Origin of the sequence: Candidatus Nitrospira nitrosa, from assembly GCF_001458735.1 — a bacterium.
Classification (GTDB): domain Bacteria; phylum Nitrospirota; class Nitrospiria; order Nitrospirales; family Nitrospiraceae; genus Nitrospira_D; species Nitrospira_D nitrosa.
Window position 1 is genome coordinate 1,322,553 of the sequence record NZ_CZQA01000001.1, and the last position, 17,509, is coordinate 1,340,061.

The following is a 17,509-nucleotide window of genomic DNA, read 5'->3' on the forward strand; positions in this document are numbered from 1 at the left end:
ATGTGTCTGGTATTCCGGGCCGGTTCTTCCCGACCCGGGTCTTCATCTTATTTACGAGAGAGGCTTACGTGGTGCCGGTCCCTGTGGTTCAATTCAGGATCAGGTCCCTGGGTGAAACCACGTGCTTTACAACAAGATGTCCGTGCCGGTCCCACTGACAGAGAGCGCCGGGCTGCCGAGCAACTGAATTTCGATATCCGCGACGCCATTCCCATCGACATCGCCCTGCAACACGCCGCCGCTATAGCGGAGCTGTCCCGCCGCCGTAAATGCTCCACTCCCAATGTAGGTGAAGGCCTGGTTGCCAGCTAGCAAGGTATTCGCATCGATCACTTGCAGATTGATCACGTCGCCCACAGCCGCCCCAGCTCCGGTAAAATCGAGGATGGTATCCCGGCCTGTGCCAGACGGGCTATCGGGGATGCCTTCATAGTTGAACAGATCGTTCCCTGCACCGCCGCTCAGGCGATCCGCCCCGAGCCCACCGTTCAGAAAGTCATCCCCGTTGCCACCGTTGAGCTGATCAGCGCCTCCCTCGCCATAAAGAAAATCCCTACCATCCAAACCTGAGAGGACGTTGTTAGCGTTGTTGCCATTCAAGGGATTGCCCTTTGTGTTGCCTGTACCGTTGATGGCGGCCGTGCCGGTTAAGATGAGGGTTTCAATGCCGAAGCCCAGCGTATGAGTTACGGACGAATACACCTCATCGGCTCCGCCCGCCAGATCGTCACGGGTCTCCACCACCACATCGCCCAGGTCATCCACGATATATTCATCGTCGTCGAGGCCGCCGGTCATGGTGTCAGCCCCAGCTCCTCCGTCTAGAACGTCGGCCCCGCTCCCCCCGAAGAGCTGATCGCGACCGCTTTCCCCATGCACGATGTCGCTGCCGGCGCCGCCGGCGAGTTGGTCATCGCCCCCACCCCCAAAGAGGCGGTCCTCGCCCCCTTGGCCATAGATGGCATCATTGCCCTCTAGGCCTGAGAGCGTATTCTTGGCGTCATTGCCGAAGAGGTCATTGTTCTTCGCGTTGCCCGTGCCGTTAATGGCGGCGGTGCCGGCGAGGACGAGCTGCTCAATGCCGAACCCGAGCGTCGAGGTGATGGACGAATACACCGTGTCCCGTCCGCCAGCGGCATCGTCCGTGGCCTCCACCACCGCATCCCCCGGGGTGTCCACATGATAGATATCGTTCCCTGTGCCGCCTTGCATGACGTCGGCGCCGACGCCTCCGTCCAATGTGTCGTTCCCCGCTCCGCCGGTGAGCACATTGGCCCCGGTATTGCCGGTGAGGACGTCGTTGAAGTTCGAACCGAGCAGGTTTTCGATATCGACCACCAGGTCAGTCCCAGCTCCACCGGTGTTCTGATAGTTCGTCACCCCAAGGTTCACTGTCACGGCAGCAGTCGCCGTGCTGTAGTCCGCCGTGTCAAGGCCAAGCCCTCCGTCGAGACTATCGTCGCCCGCGCCTCCTGACAGACGGTCATCGCCGGTATCCCCATAGAGCTGGTCGTTTCCTGACAGGCCGATGAGCACGTTGTTGCCGGTATTGCCAAAGAGGTTGTCGGCCACGTTCGAGCCGATCAGGTTCTCAATACTCACGAGGGTGTCGCTCCCGGCGCCTCCCGTATTTTGTGCCCCGATGTTCCCGAGATTCACCGTGACGGCAGCCGTGGCCGTGCTGTAGTCAGCCGTGTCAATGCCAGTGCCACCATCCACACGGTCGTTGCCACTGCCTCCGTTCAGCTGGTCATTTCCACTCCCACCGACTAACGTATCGTTGCCCGCCAAGCCTGAGAGCACGTTGTTCGCACTGTTCCCCGTGAGGCGATCGGCGAAATTTGTCCCAATCACGTTCTCCATGCTTGTGAGCGTATCGGTCCCAGCGCCGCCGGTGTTCTGGGCGCCGGTCAGCCCGAGGTTGACGGTCACGCCGGCGGTGGCGCCGATGTAGGTCGTGCCGTTGATGACGAGGTTGCTATAGTCAGCGGTGTCGATGCCGGTGCCGCCGTTCAAGATGTCGGTGCCCGTGCCTCCATTCAGGCGGTCATTTCCGCCTGAGCCATTCAACGTATCGTTGCCCGCCCGGCCAATGATGGTGTCCGCACTGGTGGTGCCGTTGAGGGTATTATTGCTGTTCGTGCCAATGATGTTTGCCATGATGTGTACTCCTTGATCTTTGTTGTTTGCCGGGCCGGCTCATGCCGGCCCGGATGTGTGGTGGTTGCGGGGGAGCTGGTCTCTCTTGAGATCTCAGGCTCCCTCCTGTGTTATTCCGAGTTCGCTGTGTCCAGCTACGCGCTCCTGCCCTCGGTGCCCGGTCTCCGACCCTGTGCATCAGGCGGCTTGGTCCTGATCGCGTGCTCTGTGGTCTGGCACGGCACGCGGGGTGTCCCTTGCTGATGGCGTCGACACGAGGGTGAGGGCCGGGTCGTGCGCTGTCTGGACCACGCCCCCTCTCAGTTCGTCACTCGTGTCCTGCGTAAGCTGAGCAGGTGCTGCGTGGTACATGTGGCTTCTTCGGTTTGGTGCCGAGGCGATCTGTGTTATCAGGAGCGTGAGCAGCATTCCCGCACTCACTGAGCAAAGCCAGATTGCGATGATGTCCGTGTCGTGCATGATCATTGTCCTTTCGTCTCCGTGTTGTTTCTGTTTGCGAGTCCCGCGCAATAGACGCGAGACTCCTGCTTCATTTCCGGTTGGACTGTGCCACCTCCCTCCCGCTCCTCCTTGCCAATCGCTCTCCCGGGTTGAGTGGCTCCGGAGGAGCGGCGAGTCCGGTGGGCTCCAGCCGCCCGATGCAGAGGATTATGGCAACATCAGTGCCAGGCTGGATTCACGACCAGAGAACAGGGGAAATTATCCAGCGCTTCAACGAGATAGGACGATCGGTGCGCAAGGACGCGCGCCGATTTCAACCCGCCGCTTTACAAAAGGCATATCCAAAAAGATATGGAGACGTATCTAAAAGGATGTGCGGGAAGATTGAGCAAGAGAGGAGCAACAGGGGTGTTGAACAAGAACATGTATGTGAGTAAGCGAGATGTCTGATGACCGGCTGCAAGAGAAAGAGTCTTGCTGCGGATCGAGGAGGCGCTCATGGTGAGAAGAATATTCAGGGGAGGGGGAGAGCGATGAGCCTCGGCATAATCAGGTCTGTTGGCGTGATGTCTCGTCACGCAGCCGTTCCAGTGCTTCTCTGGCACGGCTCCTGACAGTTTGGTCCCAATCGTGTTCCATGGCTGTCTTCAACCGTTCGCGGGCTTCGGTCGCGCGGAGTCGTCCGAGCCCCAAGGCCGCGCAGGAGCGCACGTAGGCATGGTCATCCTCTAGTGCCTTCACGAGCAGCGGGATCACGGACCGATCTTGTAACGCGCCAAGGTGACTGGCTGCCATGCCTCTGATGCGATGCTGCTTGTCGCCTAGGGCACGCTGTAAGGTGGTGGCAAAGAGTTCCTTCAGCGCGGGAACCGCTGAATCCAATCCATCGATTTGGTAATTATTGTTTTCCAGCAGGGCAAAAGCCAGATCCAGCCGCTTCTCCTGTCCCGGGGCACGTTCAAATAAGGCCAGCAGGCGAGTGCGTTCCTGCGATCTGGCACGTCGGCGACGAAACGTGTTGAGCGGAATGAAGAGGAGGAGGGCCATCACGATCCCGATCGCCACCATCGGCACGGCTTGATCGACCAGGTAGTCTTGCTGGTCCGGTGTGAGCCGTTTCCAGATCCAGACTGCCGTGATGAGCAGGATGACAACGGGGACGAGCAGCGCCGGATTGACTTGTCCCGTTTCGTGATGCCGTGCTTTGATCATGGGTAAACGATCATACGGGCACGATCGATTCGTCGTCAACGAATCGACTCGTGCCTGGTGGCGGGTGAGGGCATCGGTGTGAAATTGACAGAGTCTGTGGCTGTGGTCATACTCGGGGAGTGATTGTCGTCGGTATGGTTCATCACGAGTCTGAACGACTATTTGCAGTACGTGAACGAGGTGCCGATCCACATGACGATACAGCAGTGGCCATCGCTCGTGGGCGCAGATCGCTATGAATGATCGCGTCTCAGTCTGGCTCGACAGTCTCGGTCTTGCGCACTATCACGAGGCGTTTGCGCAGCACGCCATCACCTGGGACGTCTTGCCCGAACTGACCGACGAGGATTTGACGTCGTTAGGGGTGCTGCTTGGCCATCGCAAGAAGCTCCGGCGCGCCATCGCAGAACTGGTCCAACAGGGAGACAGCGGTCATGCGACGGCTCAACCCACTCCAACCGCTTCTCCATTTCCTCCGCCTGTGTCTGGTCGAGAGTTAGCCGAACGGCGCCAATTGACCGTCATGTTTTGTGACCTCGTGGGGTCCACGGCCTTGGCCAGTCGATTGGACCCCGAAGAGGTTCAACCGATCATCCGGCAGTTTTTGGAAACCTGTAGCCACGCGGTCAGTCGATTTCATGGCTATATCGCGAAATACATGGGGGATGGCCTGTTGGTCTATTTTGGCTACCCGCAGGCCCATGAGCACGATGCGGAGCGGGCGATCCATGCCGGACTGGCCGTACTGGATCTGGTGAAGACCCTTTCCCGTGATGGGGCGCAGGGGCAGGACCTTGCGGTTCGCATCGGGATTGCGACCGGTCAGGTGCTCGTGGGGGAGCTGATCGGCACCGACACGGCTCAGGAACGATCGGTGTTCGGGGAAACGCCCAATCTCGCCGCACGGCTTCAGTCGCTGGCAGCGCCCAATCACGTGATCATTGACGCAACCACGAGAAGTCTCGTCGGCAACGAGTTTGCGTGTGCGGACTGCGGTGCCGTCGCGCTCAAAGGATTCGACCAGCCGATTCAGGCCTGGCAGGTCGTTGGGAGGCATGTCTCGGCCAGTCGATTCGAATCCTATCGCTCAGGTCGGCAAACCCATTTTATCGGTCGAGAAAGCGAACTCGCGCTGTTGCTTACTCGCTGGCGCGAGGCCGTCGAGGGGGAAGGGCGGGTAGTGTTATTGTCCGGCGAGGCCGGCATTGGAAAGTCCAAGCTGGTCTGGCGTCTCGGTGAGCAGCTGAGGGACGCGCGTCATTACATCATCACCTTGCAATGCTCACCGCACCATACCAAGACCGCGCTCTATCCCGTGATCAATCATCTTCGACGGGTCATCGGCGTCACCGGCGAGGATCGTCCCGCCACGCAGTGGCAGAAACTCGAGACCTTCGCCGCCACCAGCGGCCTGCATGACCCCCTTACGGTGACACTCCTTGGGAATCTTCTCTCCATTCCTGTCGGCGACCAGCGCGCTCCGGTCATGCTCTCGCCCGACAAGCGCAAAGAGCTGATGCTGGAGGCGCTCCTGCAACTCTTGCAGAGCCGGGCGGTGCAGTGCCCGACCTTGTGTATCGTGGAGGATGTCCATTGGATTGACCCGACGAGCATGGAGTTGCTGACACGCGCCATCGGCGCTATTCAGCGGATACCGGCCTTGCTGGTGATCACCGCTCGCCCGGACTTCAACTCCACGTGGTCCGAGTTAAATCAGGTGATGGCCCTGACACTTAGTCGGCTCTCCCGTCGACAGAGCGCCGAGCTCCTTGTCTCTACGGCAGGCGGAAAAGCGCTTCCGCTCGAAGTCGAGCAGATGATTCTCGCCAAGACCGAGGGCGTTCCGCTCTATGTCGAAGAACTCACGGACAGTGTGATCAAGTCACGACTGCTGATCGAGGAGCCGCAGGCCTTCCGGTTGAAGGCCCCACTCAAAGACTTCACCATCCCGGACTCGCTGCAGGCCCTGCTGACGGAACGGATCGACCGACTCGGTCTGGCCAAAGAGATCGCCCAAATCGGCGCCGCGCTTGGGCGGGAGTTTGGATATGAACTGATCCGGGAACTGGTCGATGTCGCTGAACGGGAGTTAGAGGATGGCCTCCAGACGCTCTGTGCCTCGGGGCTTATGGTGCAGGAGGGGGAGATTCCGCTTGCCAAGTACGTGTTTCGGCATGCATTGATCCAGGATGCGGCCTACGGCATCCTGCCCAAGGCCGCTCGGCGCACGCTCCATCTACGTATTGCGCAAACGCTTGAGAGCAAATTTATAGAGCGGACGGCGAGAGAGCCGGAGTTGCTGGCGCATCACTACGAACAGGCTGGCATGATTGGTCCGGCCATCAAGTATTCCGCGCTTGCGGCTCGACGGGCTGAGGAACGGTCGGCTAATGTCGAGGCGATTCTCTACTTTGATAAAGCGTTGGACCTCCTGGCGCAGATGCCGCTTGCTCCCGAGCGAAAAGCATCGGAATTGGACCTCCTTCTCGGGCGTGGCCGCACCATAATTACGTCTAAAGGCTATGCGTCGGATGAGGTGAAACACAATTTTCTCAGAGCGAAGGAGTTGTCACAGGAGAATCCTGACTCGGTGCAACACTTCGTCACCATGTCGTCCTTATGGAGCTTTCATCTTGTCAGGGGGCCACTCCTCACCGCGCGCGATATGGCCGACGATCTCTTTGCGTGGGCTCAGCGCCACCCAGATCCGGAAGTGCTCGTTCGGGCTCATTCCAATGTCGGGTTGACCGCATCTTTCCTCGGCAAACTCGTTGAGGCAAGGAATCATTTGCGCACGGTCATCACTCAACATGATTCACCAAAAATGCCCTACTCTCTGGAGGTCGGCATCACGGCACGAACGATCCTGGCAAAGACATCGTGGATCCTGGGCGAGGTCGATGAGGTTGAAGTGCTGGCGCAAGAGGCCATCGAGATGGCGAGGAAATTGGCACACCCCTTCACCCTGGCGTTTACTCTCACGGCTGCGTCCTGGGTCTATGCAACCCTGCGTGACGCAGCTCGAACATTCAGCTTGGCTGAGGAAGCCACTGTGGTTTCCAGGAAGGGCTCGTTTGAAGTCCTTTTGGCCTGGGCGACATCGTGTCAGGGATGGGCCATGTTCGAGATGGGAAACGAGGACGGTCTGGTGAGGCTCCTCAAGGGAATTGCCGCCGCACGTGAAGCCAAGGCATCACTGAGCCATACGCAGGCATTGGCGATGCTTGCCGACGTGTATGTGCGGAAACAGCAGATCGACGAGGGAGTAAGGGTGATTGAAGAAGCCCTCGCACTGGTTCACGCTCAAGGGGAAGCCTGTTGGCACGCGGAACTCCTTCGGCTGAAAGGTGAGCTCCTTCTTGCCCAATCAGACTGCCTGATCGCTCAAGCGGAACAGTGTTTTATGAAGGCCATGGAGATTGCTCAGATCCAACATGCACTGATGCTGGAACTCCGCGCGGCCACAAGTCTGGCAAAACTGTTGAAGAAACAGAACCAGCGTGATCTGGCTCGACGTACGCTCAGCTCGGTCTATTCCAGGTTTGGACAGCACGGTGCGAACCCAGACCTCACTGATGCACGCGCTCTCCTTGGCAGCTTATCGTAACGGAGTGCTGACCGATGCGCTTGACGATTCTTGGTTCTGGAACCAACGTCCATCCTACGCGTGCCGCAGCCGGGTATCTGGTGCGCACGGATCAATCACTCATTCTTGATTTCGGCCCGCGCACGTTGATGAATCTGATCAAATCCGGGGTGAACCGGCACAAGATCACCCACATCTTGTTCTCCCATTTTCACGCCGACCACTTCTCCGACTTCATCACTTTCTTTTTCGACGCGGTCATCTATGCCAAATATGGAGGTGGGCATCGGCCTGGGATGACCCTGATCGGTCCTAAGGGCACGATCCGACTCTTACGGACGATCATGCAGAGCTTTCCCAGCTTTTCATCGGCACCCTTCACCGTCACTTTCAAGGAAGTCTCTACGAAACCCTTCTCGATCGGGAGCACTCGCATCACTCCCAAACTCATGGACCATGTGCCGGATCTCACGGCGGTCGGGTATCGAATCGAATACCGTGGGAAATCAGTCGTCTATTCGGGAGATACGCAGTACTGTGATGCCGTGATCTCACTCTGTAAAGATGCCGATCTTGCCGTGCTCGATTGCTCGTTCCCAGCTAATCGCCCAGGGGCCGCTCATCTGCACGCCGGACAGTGCGGACAGGTGGCGAAGGAGGCCGGAGTGGGGCAACTCGTCCTCTCGCATTTTTACCCGATTGCGGACCGCTACGATGTCAAAGCTCAGGCCGGTGAGGAGTACCACGGCAAGATTTGGAAGGGAAAGGATCTCCTCACGATTAAGCTTTAGCAGGTTGGTGGAAAGCTTTCTGGGTGTGCTGGGATGGCCTGATTAGCTTATCTGAATGTCAGACGAGTGTTTCCTACTGACTGTTCAAAAAAGGCTGTCCAGCAAGACGGCAGCGAGTCTAGTGGCGAGGCGTAGGCTTCAATGCGGTGAGTTGCTGAGCAAGAACGTAGCGGGGGAATTTTTCAGCAGTCTGTTAGAGGCCTTCTTCGCGGGGTGCGCCGCCAAGGATCTCAATGAACTTGGTCAACCGAGTGATCTTCACGGAGTCGTCGGCCTTGGCGTAAATAGCCAAGAGGTTTTTGAGCATGCGTGACAAAATCGCCCGAACCTGACTTTTTTCGAGATATTTCTCTTCAAACCCGTACCCCGCCTCAGTGAGGAACCGAGCGCAGTTTTTTTCCGTCAGCAGGGCTCCACCGTTGAAGCAGTCGATGAAGATGTTGTACCGGTCGGACTCGTACTTCACCAAAAAATGTCCCGGCATACCGATGCCGAAGAGCGGAAAGGCGAGCCGTTTCCCGATGAGCAGGTACACAACCGACAGACTGATCGGGATCCCGACTCGTCGGTCCATGACGCAATTGAGATAGCTGTTTTCAACCTCATAATAGTTCTTGGTGTTGCCTTTAAATCCTTGCTCTGTGAACAGATAGCGGTTAAGAGCGTTGACGGCCTCTTCCCCGGAGGCCCGCTGGCCGATACGGGCCCGAACTTCAGCAGCCATGGTATCCAATTGGTCATGATAGCGAGCTACGTCAAGCGCCGGATAGGCGTAGCGTGCGATCAGAAACGCACCAGTTTCAAGACTCATGGCCTCATCCGGCAGGGCAGCCAGCTCCGTCAGTTCTTCCTCCAGCTTGCTTCCTCGAATTTCCTCGAGAACGGAGGCAATGCGGTCAGCCATTTCAGGCTGTTCAATTTCCGCTTCTTGGAGAAGCGGGACGGCTGAAGGACCGATATCAATTAGTCTTCCGCTGATGGTGCGGACGATGCGGTCGTCCTCATCAGAGAGAAGGCGAATCAAGGCACGTATCTGACTTTCCGGGATCATCATGTCACGCATAGAGTCGGTCACAGCCCTGCCGACTGACACCGATACCGTTATCATCCGACGGATTACGGCGTCAGTCAAGAGATCAGGGCATCATCGGTGGGATTATCCCATGGCTCGCCGGAACGCTTTGGCTCCGCCATAGAGACAGAGGGCATCGAATACGAGCATGACCAGAATCACCATACCGACGTGCGGCAAGGCTTCGGTCCAGCCTGACAAGATCAACGGGCGTACGGCATCGATCGCCCAGGTCATCGGGTTGAATTGGGCAAGAAAGCTCATCCAGCCGGGCATGGCGTTGAGCGGCACCAGCGCAGAGCTGAGGAAAATCATGGGCAGCGACAGAAATCCTAGGACGGAAAAGAAATCCCCGTGACTCTTCACGGAGAAGGCCATGGCCATGGAAATGGCCGTCAAGCCGACGCCGAACATCATGCCGATCAACAGAATAGTCGCGACGCCAAGGATCCCGGTTGCCGGATGGACACCGAACAGGTACGACACACCGAGAATCACGAGGACCTGCATGGACGTAATCGCCATGACGAAGATGAACCGGCTGAGAATGACGGAGGTGCGATGGATCGGCGTGGACATCAATCGTTCGAGGAAACCGTTTTCCTTATCAAACAGCAGATCGACCCCACCGGCCAAGCCGTTGTTCAGGACCGTCATGATGACGACACCGGCAGCAAGGAAGCTGATGTAGTTGGGCGCCTGCATCACCTGGGTGTCCGCAGCCCGCTGAAAGAGATTGCCGAAGAAGATGAGCCAAAACAACATCGGCTGCACCAGGGTGAACAGCATGCTGAATTTTTCTCGGCTGAGCCGACGGACCCATCGCATGGTCAATGCGTTGATTTCTTGCCAATAGTGCTCCACGTGACTCCTTAATTATGACGCCGACTCGGCTTCGGGGGTCGATTCGGTAATGGCTCGGCCCGTATGGGCGATGAACACATCGTCCAGGCGCGGTCGGTTGTATTGAATGAATTCAATGCTGCAGCCTAATCGATTGGCTGCTTCGAGAATGGCGGGCAGCGCCTTCTCGGGCGACTCCACCCTGATGTCCAGGCCTTTGGTGGTCGTGCGGACGGATGTGATCGCCGGACGGCCTTTCAAATCGGTCTCCAGTGATGGGATCCGATCCAGTTCCTTGAGGGTCAGGGATACGATGTCCCCTCCAAGCGCGATCTTGAGCTCGACCGGAGACCCGAGCGTTTTAATCTTGCCGCCGTCGATGATCGCCAGCCGATCACACAGTTGATCGGCCTCATCCAGATAGTTGGTCGTCATGACGACCGTCATGCCACGGGCTTTGAGCATCCGGACATATTCCCAAATGCGGAGTCGACTCTGGACGTCGAGCCCTAGAGTGGGTTCGTCGAGAAACAAAATCTTTGGGTTAGGCAATAGACCACAGGCGATGTCGAGTTTGCGCTTCATGCCGCCGGAATAGGTTTTGGCTGGTCTGTCGGCATGGTCTTCCAAGTCCACTAATTTCAGGAGTTCGTTGATGCGCCTCGTGGCTTCGTCTTTTGTCAAATGATAGAGCGCACCCAGGAGCTGCAGGTGTTCACGACCGGTCAGAAAGCGATCGATCGCCCGTTCTTGCGGGACATACCCGATAAGGGTCCGGACCGTATCCGCTTCACGCACGGTGTCGTGCCCCATCACGGTGGCCGTCCCCGATGTGGGGTGCAGCAGCGTGATCAGCGTACGCAGGGTTGTGCTCTTGCCCGCGCCGTTCGGCCCCAGTAAGCCGAAAATTTCTCCGGCGTAGACCTGGAACGAGAGGTCATCGACAGCTTTATGGCTGTCATAGGTTTTACAGAGACGGTTGACGTCGATCGCGATCATACGGTCCATTTAGTCCCAGCCTTTTATGCCATGACGCTCGTGCAGTATGAATTGAACGAGATTGTTCAATCGACGAGCGCGCTGGTGCAGCCCCTCGGCCTCCAGCAGAAATTGTTTTTCCAACGGAGTAGAGGCTAAATCGGATGTACGGAGGTGGTTGACGTTGAGAGCCATCGTACGATCCAGTTAGTCCCAACCCGTTAGGCCATGATGCTCGTGCAGTATGAATTGAACGAGATTGTTCAATCGACGAGCGCGCCGGTGCAGCCCCTCGGCCTCCAGTAGAAATTGTTTTTCCAACGGAGTAGAGGCTAAATCGGATGTACGGAGATGGTTGACGTTGAGAGCCATCGTACGATCCCTTTAGTCCCAACCCGTTAGGCCTTGATGCTCGTGTAGCATGAATTGAACGAGATCGTTCAATCGGCGAGCGCGCTGGTGCAGCCCCTCGGCTTCCAGCAGAAATTGTTTTTCCAATGGGGTACAGTCCAAATAGGTTGATAGAGTGTTCACCAAGACTTCATCACTGACTTCTTCGCGGAAGAATCCTTGCCACGCCGCACTGTCCTCTCGTTGTTGCAGGTATCGTCCGAGCACGTCAATCAACGCCTTCCGTACATTCGTGGTCAACCCTTCTTCGGTGCACATGGGCGTGATCCGAATTGTGGCTTCGCGATAGGGTTTATCGAAGTGCTCATTGGTGAGCTCGCACCGTTCCAGGCCTTGCAGTAAGATGTTGGAGCGACCATCCGGTAAGGGCTGTACGCTGACGATTCGTCCGACACAGAGCGCAGGAAAGATAGCCGGGTTGCCATAATAGTCGGGCTCCCACCCTTCCTTCAGGAGCGCCATGGCGATACATTGGCCGCCCACCGTGACATCAGCCACCATCTGGCGATACCGAGGTTCAAAAATGTGGAGTGGGAGATAGGTTTTCGGGAAAAAGACCACATTCGGTAACGGAAACACAGGAAGCCGATCGGGAATAGGAAACGGTTCAATGGTTTTGGACGAGCTTCGACCAGACGGCCCCCGCTCATGATCAGTTTGCATGGGCCACGATAGCTGACGCTTGTGAAAATTGTCAACGCTGGTGCTTGGCCACTGATGTGGAATGAAATGCGAAACACCGCTCTCAGACTGCCGATTGGTTCATGGACTCGACGCGTGGTATAACCGGAGCGGATGGGGGCTCCCGTCACGCGAAAGACTTGACCGTGGACTAGGAGGCGAGGCAGGGTGTGATCAATTCTTGGCGGATCGGAATAGTTGGGGCCTGGCTGAGTGTCGCGGTCGCGCTGGTAGTTGGCGCAAGTGCCGCGCCTACCCCTTTCCAGCCGGCGACGGCCGGATACCAGTACACCTTTCCAAGGGACCATGGCTCGCATCCGACCTATCGGACCGAATGGTGGTACTACACCGGTCACCTGCATGCTCAGGACGGCCGGTCATTTGGCTTCGAATTGACGTTTTTTCGACGCGGTATTCCGCCTGAGGATGTAACCACGCTCCCCTCCAAATGGTCGGTGAAGGATCTATATCTGGCCCATTTTGCGGTGACCGACATCAAGGGCAAGCGATTTCATTACTCGGAGAAGCTCAGTCGTGAGGGCCTGGGGAAGGCGGGGGCCGACGAATCGAAACTCAGAGTTTGGATCGATGATTGGCGAGCCGAGGCCGCGACGGATCAGTTAGGGGCTCACACTCTGGTCGCCAAAGATGCAACACAGACCCTTGAGCTGACGCTGCAACCAGCTAAGCCTCTGGTTGCACACGGTGCGGCTGGCATCAGTCGGAAGGGGAAAGAGGTAGGCCAGGCCTCTCACTACTATTCGTTCACGAGGCTCATCACGAATGGGAGGTTGACGATCGATGGAGAATCCTTCGATGTCACCGGTCTCAGTTGGATGGATCATGAGTTCGGGTCAGGGGACCTTGGGGCCGATCAAGTCGGCTGGGATTGGTTCAGTATTCAGTTAGAAGACAACACCGAGCTCATGCTCTACCGCATGCGGTTGAAAGATGGATCGTCCGATCTGGCATCGAGCGGCACGGTCGTCTTCTCTGACGGACGGAGTCGTCATATGGACGTGGCGGACTTTCAGATCGAATCGAGCGGCACCTGGACCAGCGTCGAGAGCAACGCGACGTATCCGGCTAAATGGCAGGTGAAATTCCCATCTCTTGACGTCGTACTGAACGTTGTTCCGCTGCTTGCCGATCAGGAGTTGCGCACGTCGCGCAGCAGCCGAGTCTCCTATTGGGAGGGAGCGGTGGCGGTGACAGGGAGCAAGCAAGGTCGGCCCATAAAGGGCCAAGGCTACGTCGAGTTAACCGGGTATGCTGAGCGTTTGAAGATGTAGCGCTACCCCCACGAGGTCGTATCAGCGAAGCCATGATCGGTAGTGCAGATGCCCTCCCCAGTCATCCATTGAAAATGTAAGAATACGTAGCCTATACTCCTCCCCCTGTTAGCCACCATTACATAGGAGGACCCCATGCCCTCTCTCTTCTGTGCGCACTATCTTCAAAAAACCTTGTTGGCGTTCACAGGTTTGGCGGCTGTGCTGGGTGCTGCCATTTCCTTATCGGTTGGTGAGGCACAGGCAACGTCGATTACCGGAAAATTTCAAATCCAGGGAACCGTTATCGGAACACCGGTGTCTGGCGTGGAAATTGATGCCGGTCAACATATCGGGCAAAGCTTTGGAAGCGGTGATTTTGTTCACGACGAACAGGGCATGTTTACGGTGTATGTCAACTGGTTCGATCAAGATACCTTTGTCGTGCGGATTGAGAATGTCGATACCACTCTAGACCCTACCACTTTTTCCGTTGACCTTACGTTGAAGAACTTGACCTTTGCAGGAGGGGAGACGATCCGTAATGTCGTATTCAACCCCAATGGCGGTGGCTATCGGGATTTCTTTTTTGACCCTATCAATAATCCGACCGGCGCAGAGCCGGTACTGGATCCCGCTGTGACATTTGGTACAAGTCAGGTTCGCGTGGTTTATGGATCCGATTGGGGAACGCAGAACCATCCCGCAGGTCCTTTCCAACTTATCGGTGATGCACCGGCCTTATTTTTCGATGTGCGTACCAGCGCAGCAGCCGCAGTTCCCGAGCCTGGCACGGTATTCCTACTCTTGACGGGGCTCGTTGGGTTCGGACTCACTCGATGGCGCACTCTCCAAGGTCTACGATCATAACATCCTACAGTGGCGGGGTTGCCGGTTCGGCTGCGAGCGCAGTCGAGCGGCTCCTTATGCTGTTACGTGCTGATCAAGAATTGCGCAAGTCGCTGGCACCCAGGTGTCTTATTGGGAATGTTCCGGGGGGCATTTCGCCAGCTTTCGTATTCGTAGTGCCGCCGTCACTCCTTTCTTGGCAGGATGGCGCACGGCATGGCGCAGCAACCACTTTCGCTCCTTCGGTGCGCCCTCAAGCCATCGTTCGCAGAGTTTGAATGCCAGGCTGGGATGGTCCTTGGCAATGTCGCCGAGGTGATTGGCCACACTGCGCCGGACATAGAGATCGGGATCATCCCTGAGCGTTTCAAGAATCGGTAGCACCGGACGAGGGTCTTTGATAAAGGCCGGGATCCTGGTCGCCCAGGGGAGACGCGGGCGTGTTCCTTCCGAACAGAGCCGCCGTACATGGGGATCTGGGTCCTCGGTCCATTCCATCAATATCGCCAGCGTGCGCTCCGGCCATCGAATGAGAAAGGGGCGGATGGAGAATTCCGCGCTGAAGCGCTTCGTGAGTTCGTATTGGGCCATCATTGAGGTTTCAAACGGATCATGCCCGTCGTTATGTGCCGAATCCAGTCCATAAGTCGCGACAAAGCTCACATGCGGTAGATAGAAAAACACGGCTAGTCCCAGATCCTCCGTACTTGTCTGCGGCGGAGTGAGTGACTTGAGCAGAATCCGAACGGCCTGGTCATAGCGTGCCGGCAGATGCTCATGCAGGGCCTTCGCCAGATGATGCCCGCGCTGCATGATGCTGAGTGGTTTCAAGCCTTTTAACGCCGATCGCTGGAAAGCCTCGCCGTCAAAATTGGGATAGACGAGACGGATATTGTGCGTCAGACATTCGATCGCTTCCCGGTCGAGCAAATCCGCGAGTGAGCTGCCTTTCTGGATCGAGCGAGGGGCGGAGGGAAGGCGTGGTTGATTGATTGTATTGTGTTTCCGAGGCATGGGGAGAGTTATTTCCGTCCTCGAGTGAATAAGTCAACCTGTGAGCGAGATGTCAGGGTATGCTTCGATTTCATGGCCCAAATAAGTCAGTGCTCATGTCTGACCCTAATCCACCTACCCGTACAAGTTCTTGCTCAGTTGCTGAAAAAACTCTGGTCCATACACCGGCATGCCGTGCGATGTATCCACGAGATCAGGGCGTGTCTGCTCGAGCGATTGGCTGGTGTCCCTAGCTCGTTGTGCCTCGGGACCGATGCCCGATGTGACCAGATTGTCGATCGTTGCTGGTCTACCCGGAAGGCCTCACAGTGTGTTTCGATAGGCGCCTGATATCACGCGTGAACTTCGCGAGCACTACTCATGTGTCCGGCGGCAGGATCGCTCTAGTCACTGACCATTTCTCCTGTGCCGTCCTGTTGTAGCCTGACGGAAACTACGCCATTTCCATGCGGGCACTGATAAATGGCAATCTTGGCACTGTTGCCTTCTTGTTTTTTACAACCTTTTTCAATGCTGGCGGTATCACCAGCCAAAAAACGAAACCGGACATGTACTCTGTCCTGATCCACTCGATGCTCTTCATAGATGTCGTATGCGCTTCGTGGAATAATATCGGGAACCCAGCCCTTAGTAATTAGTTCAGAGGCTTGCAGTGTTTGATATGTTTCAAAATGTGATTCTTGTTGCTCAGTGTTCTCCATGTACCAGACTGCTCCGATTAGGAGTGTCAGTACCATTACCAGTGGGAACAGGATAGTTTTCATGCATCTAACGTCTATCTAGGAATAGGGGGAAGATTCCAATTGCATGGTGAATCGCACGCGAAGAACGTATGACTTGGCTTCAACTTTTGTCGCGCTCTCCTCCGCCGGCTAGGACTTCTTGCCACATATCCCGTTGGCCTCGAAGTCAGCGAGTGCTTTACCAGTAAGCTTCTTCCTCATCCTGAATGCCTCCAACGGTCGGAGCACCTCTGACACAACGCGTAGCGCTCTGAAGCACGAAGATCTATGCGGCGTGGAGGAGGAACTCTACTTTCACGGCGTCGAACGGGAGAATCACTCGACCATCCTTGCCACGATCGAGCACTCCGGCGTTCAACAGTGCCGTCACGTCTGTGTGTACAGCCTTCACATCGCGACCCACACGGCGCGCTGCTTCGCGGATCGACAGAGGGCCGGCTCCGCACATGGCCTTCAGTAATTCCCAGCGCTTGGCCGTCAACACTTTCCAGAGAAGTTCCGGTGTCGCAAAACTGATGCGCGCACCTCTTTCTCCCTTTCGGGTTTTCCAGACCCGGGTAAAATCAGCCATTGCTTCCTTGGGGGAGCGAACGTCAAGCACGACGGTTTTCATGATTCCACCTCATCATGGAATCCCCACAACGTCCTGGTCAGGCAGGATGCAGATCACCCATGCCAATTATGCCGCTACTTCAAGGAGAACCTTGAGGTGGCGCTCTGCAATCTTCAAGAGTTGTTTCGCGGCGCCGGACGGTTTGCGGCGACCTTGTTCCCATTGCTCCAAGGTGCGTTTCGACACACCGAGGGCTGTGGCAAACTTGGCCTGCGAGAGCCCACTCTTCAACCGTACGCGAACAATGTATGACTTGGATTCAACCTTTGTCCGTTTCCCTCTTCCGGCTTTGATTTCCCGTACACCGTCCAAGACCTCTTGCCAGATATCGCGCGTTGCCTCGAAGTCGGCGAGCGCTTTGCTGCTCAACTTGTTGTCCATCCCAGTATGACTTTAATGATGTGAATGAAGATGAACCGTACGCTGGTGGCGTATAAAAGGCAAGTTCAGTCACATCTCTGCTGCTCAATGGTTTAAGGGATCTTCCTAATGCTACAGGCCTCATTGCTCCCAATTTGGGAGCGTGCTATAGTGACCTGTGCGCATCATTGCTAGGCGGGCGCTGCGTAATTTCTGGAAACGGTACCCAAAGGCCAAGGGTCCTTTGGAAGCTTGGCATCAGGAGGTCGCGCACGCCGATTGGGCATCCCCATCGGCGGTCAAGGCGCACTTTCGTTCAGCCAGTGTTTTGCCGGGCAATCAGGTTGTTTTTAACATGGCGGGGAATCAATATCGGCTTGTCGTGAAGATTAATTATCCGTACCGAGTAGTGTATATCCGATTCATCGGGACGCATGCTGTGTACGATGCGATCGATGTGACGAGCATTTAACGGGCAAGGAGA

General features: G+C 56.6%; 17 protein-coding genes. 5 read left to right on the forward strand and 12 right to left on the reverse strand.

Features of this window, described 5'->3' with window-relative positions; genetic code table 11:
* Positions 1–126: 126 nt before the first annotated feature.
* Together COMA1_RS06275 and COMA1_RS06290 are read right to left on the reverse strand one after the other, a co-directional pair.
* Complete coding sequence (locus COMA1_RS06275; protein ID WP_090745332.1) at positions 127–2,160, reverse strand: beta strand repeat-containing protein; 2,034 nt, start codon at positions 2,158–2,160, stop codon at positions 127–129.
* 990 nt (positions 2,161–3,150) lie between these two features.
* Positions 3,151–3,813, reverse strand: a complete 663-nt coding sequence (locus tag COMA1_RS06290) for a HEAT repeat domain-containing protein (protein WP_090745342.1) — start codon at positions 3,811–3,813, stop codon at positions 3,151–3,153.
* 235 nt (positions 3,814–4,048) lie between these two features.
* Between COMA1_RS06290 and COMA1_RS06295 the strand changes: the two genes are divergently transcribed.
* Positions 4,049–7,420: an ATP-binding protein gene (locus tag COMA1_RS06295; protein WP_090745345.1), complete on the forward strand. Its 3,372-nt coding sequence runs from the start codon at positions 4,049–4,051 to the stop codon at positions 7,418–7,420.
* A 14-nt stretch (positions 7,421–7,434) separates the two neighbouring features.
* A complete protein-coding gene (locus COMA1_RS06300; protein WP_090745348.1) occupies positions 7,435–8,190 on the forward strand; it encodes an MBL fold metallo-hydrolase in 756 nt (251 codons plus the stop codon).
* Positions 8,191–8,383: 193 nt separating this feature from the next.
* On the opposite strand, the gene COMA1_RS06305 is transcribed toward COMA1_RS06300, so the two are convergent.
* From COMA1_RS06305 to COMA1_RS06320, 6 genes are all read right to left on the reverse strand, one after another.
* A complete protein-coding gene (locus tag COMA1_RS06305) occupies positions 8,384–9,253 on the reverse strand; it encodes a SirB1 family protein (protein WP_176697888.1) in 870 nt (289 codons plus the stop codon).
* Positions 9,254–9,346: 93 nt separating this feature from the next.
* The gene (locus COMA1_RS06310) at positions 9,347–10,126 is read right to left on the reverse strand and encodes an ABC transporter permease (protein ID WP_090745354.1); all 780 of its coding nucleotides are present in this window, start codon (positions 10,124–10,126) and stop codon (positions 9,347–9,349) included.
* A gap of 12 nt (positions 10,127–10,138) precedes the next feature.
* Positions 10,139–11,113, reverse strand: coding sequence for an ATP-binding cassette domain-containing protein (locus tag COMA1_RS06315; RefSeq protein ID WP_090745357.1), 975 nt, complete (start codon positions 11,111–11,113; stop codon positions 10,139–10,141).
* On the reverse strand, positions 11,114–11,278 hold the full coding sequence (locus COMA1_RS21020; protein ID WP_176697889.1) for a hypothetical protein: 165 nt from the start codon (positions 11,276–11,278) through the stop codon (positions 11,114–11,116).
* A gap of 12 nt (positions 11,279–11,290) precedes the next feature.
* Positions 11,291–11,455: a hypothetical protein gene (locus tag COMA1_RS21025; RefSeq protein WP_176697890.1), complete on the reverse strand. Its 165-nt coding sequence runs from the start codon at positions 11,453–11,455 to the stop codon at positions 11,291–11,293.
* 12 nt (positions 11,456–11,467) lie between these two features.
* Complete coding sequence (locus tag COMA1_RS06320; RefSeq protein ID WP_090745360.1) at positions 11,468–12,157, reverse strand: LON peptidase substrate-binding domain-containing protein; 690 nt, start codon at positions 12,155–12,157, stop codon at positions 11,468–11,470.
* A 188-nt stretch (positions 12,158–12,345) separates the two neighbouring features.
* Between COMA1_RS06320 and COMA1_RS06325 the strand changes: the two genes are divergently transcribed.
* Both COMA1_RS06325 and COMA1_RS06330 read left to right on the forward strand, forming a co-directional pair.
* On the forward strand, positions 12,346–13,467 hold the full coding sequence (locus tag COMA1_RS06325; RefSeq protein ID WP_090745363.1) for a lipocalin-like domain-containing protein: 1,122 nt from the start codon (positions 12,346–12,348) through the stop codon (positions 13,465–13,467).
* Between the two features lie 135 nt (positions 13,468–13,602).
* A complete protein-coding gene (locus COMA1_RS06330; protein WP_090745366.1) occupies positions 13,603–14,316 on the forward strand; it encodes a PEP-CTERM sorting domain-containing protein in 714 nt (237 codons plus the stop codon).
* 108 nt (positions 14,317–14,424) lie between these two features.
* On the opposite strand, the gene COMA1_RS06335 is transcribed toward COMA1_RS06330, so the two are convergent.
* From COMA1_RS06335 to COMA1_RS06350, 4 genes are all read right to left on the reverse strand, one after another.
* Positions 14,425–15,309 (reverse strand): DNA alkylation repair protein, encoded by an 885-nt coding sequence (locus COMA1_RS06335; RefSeq protein ID WP_176697891.1) that lies wholly within the window; start codon positions 15,307–15,309, stop codon positions 14,425–14,427.
* Positions 15,310–15,692: 383 nt separating this feature from the next.
* Positions 15,693–16,010, reverse strand: a complete 318-nt coding sequence (locus COMA1_RS06340) for a YbbD-related protein (RefSeq protein WP_090745369.1) — start codon at positions 16,008–16,010, stop codon at positions 15,693–15,695.
* 307 nt (positions 16,011–16,317) lie between these two features.
* On the reverse strand, positions 16,318–16,665 hold the full coding sequence (locus tag COMA1_RS06345) for an HVO_A0114 family putative DNA-binding protein (RefSeq protein WP_090745371.1): 348 nt from the start codon (positions 16,663–16,665) through the stop codon (positions 16,318–16,320).
* Between the two features lie 66 nt (positions 16,666–16,731).
* Positions 16,732–17,046 carry a helix-turn-helix domain-containing protein gene (locus COMA1_RS06350; RefSeq protein WP_090745374.1) on the reverse strand — a complete coding sequence of 105 codons (315 nt, stop codon included), beginning with the start codon at positions 17,044–17,046 and terminating at the stop codon, positions 16,732–16,734.
* 157 nt (positions 17,047–17,203) lie between these two features.
* Here COMA1_RS06350 and COMA1_RS06355 point away from each other — a divergent pair, with 157 nt between their 5' ends.
* Entirely contained in the window at positions 17,204–17,497 is a 294-nt protein-coding gene (locus COMA1_RS06355) for a type II toxin-antitoxin system HigB family toxin (RefSeq protein ID WP_090745377.1), read from the forward strand.
* Positions 17,498–17,509 lie beyond the last annotated feature (12 nt).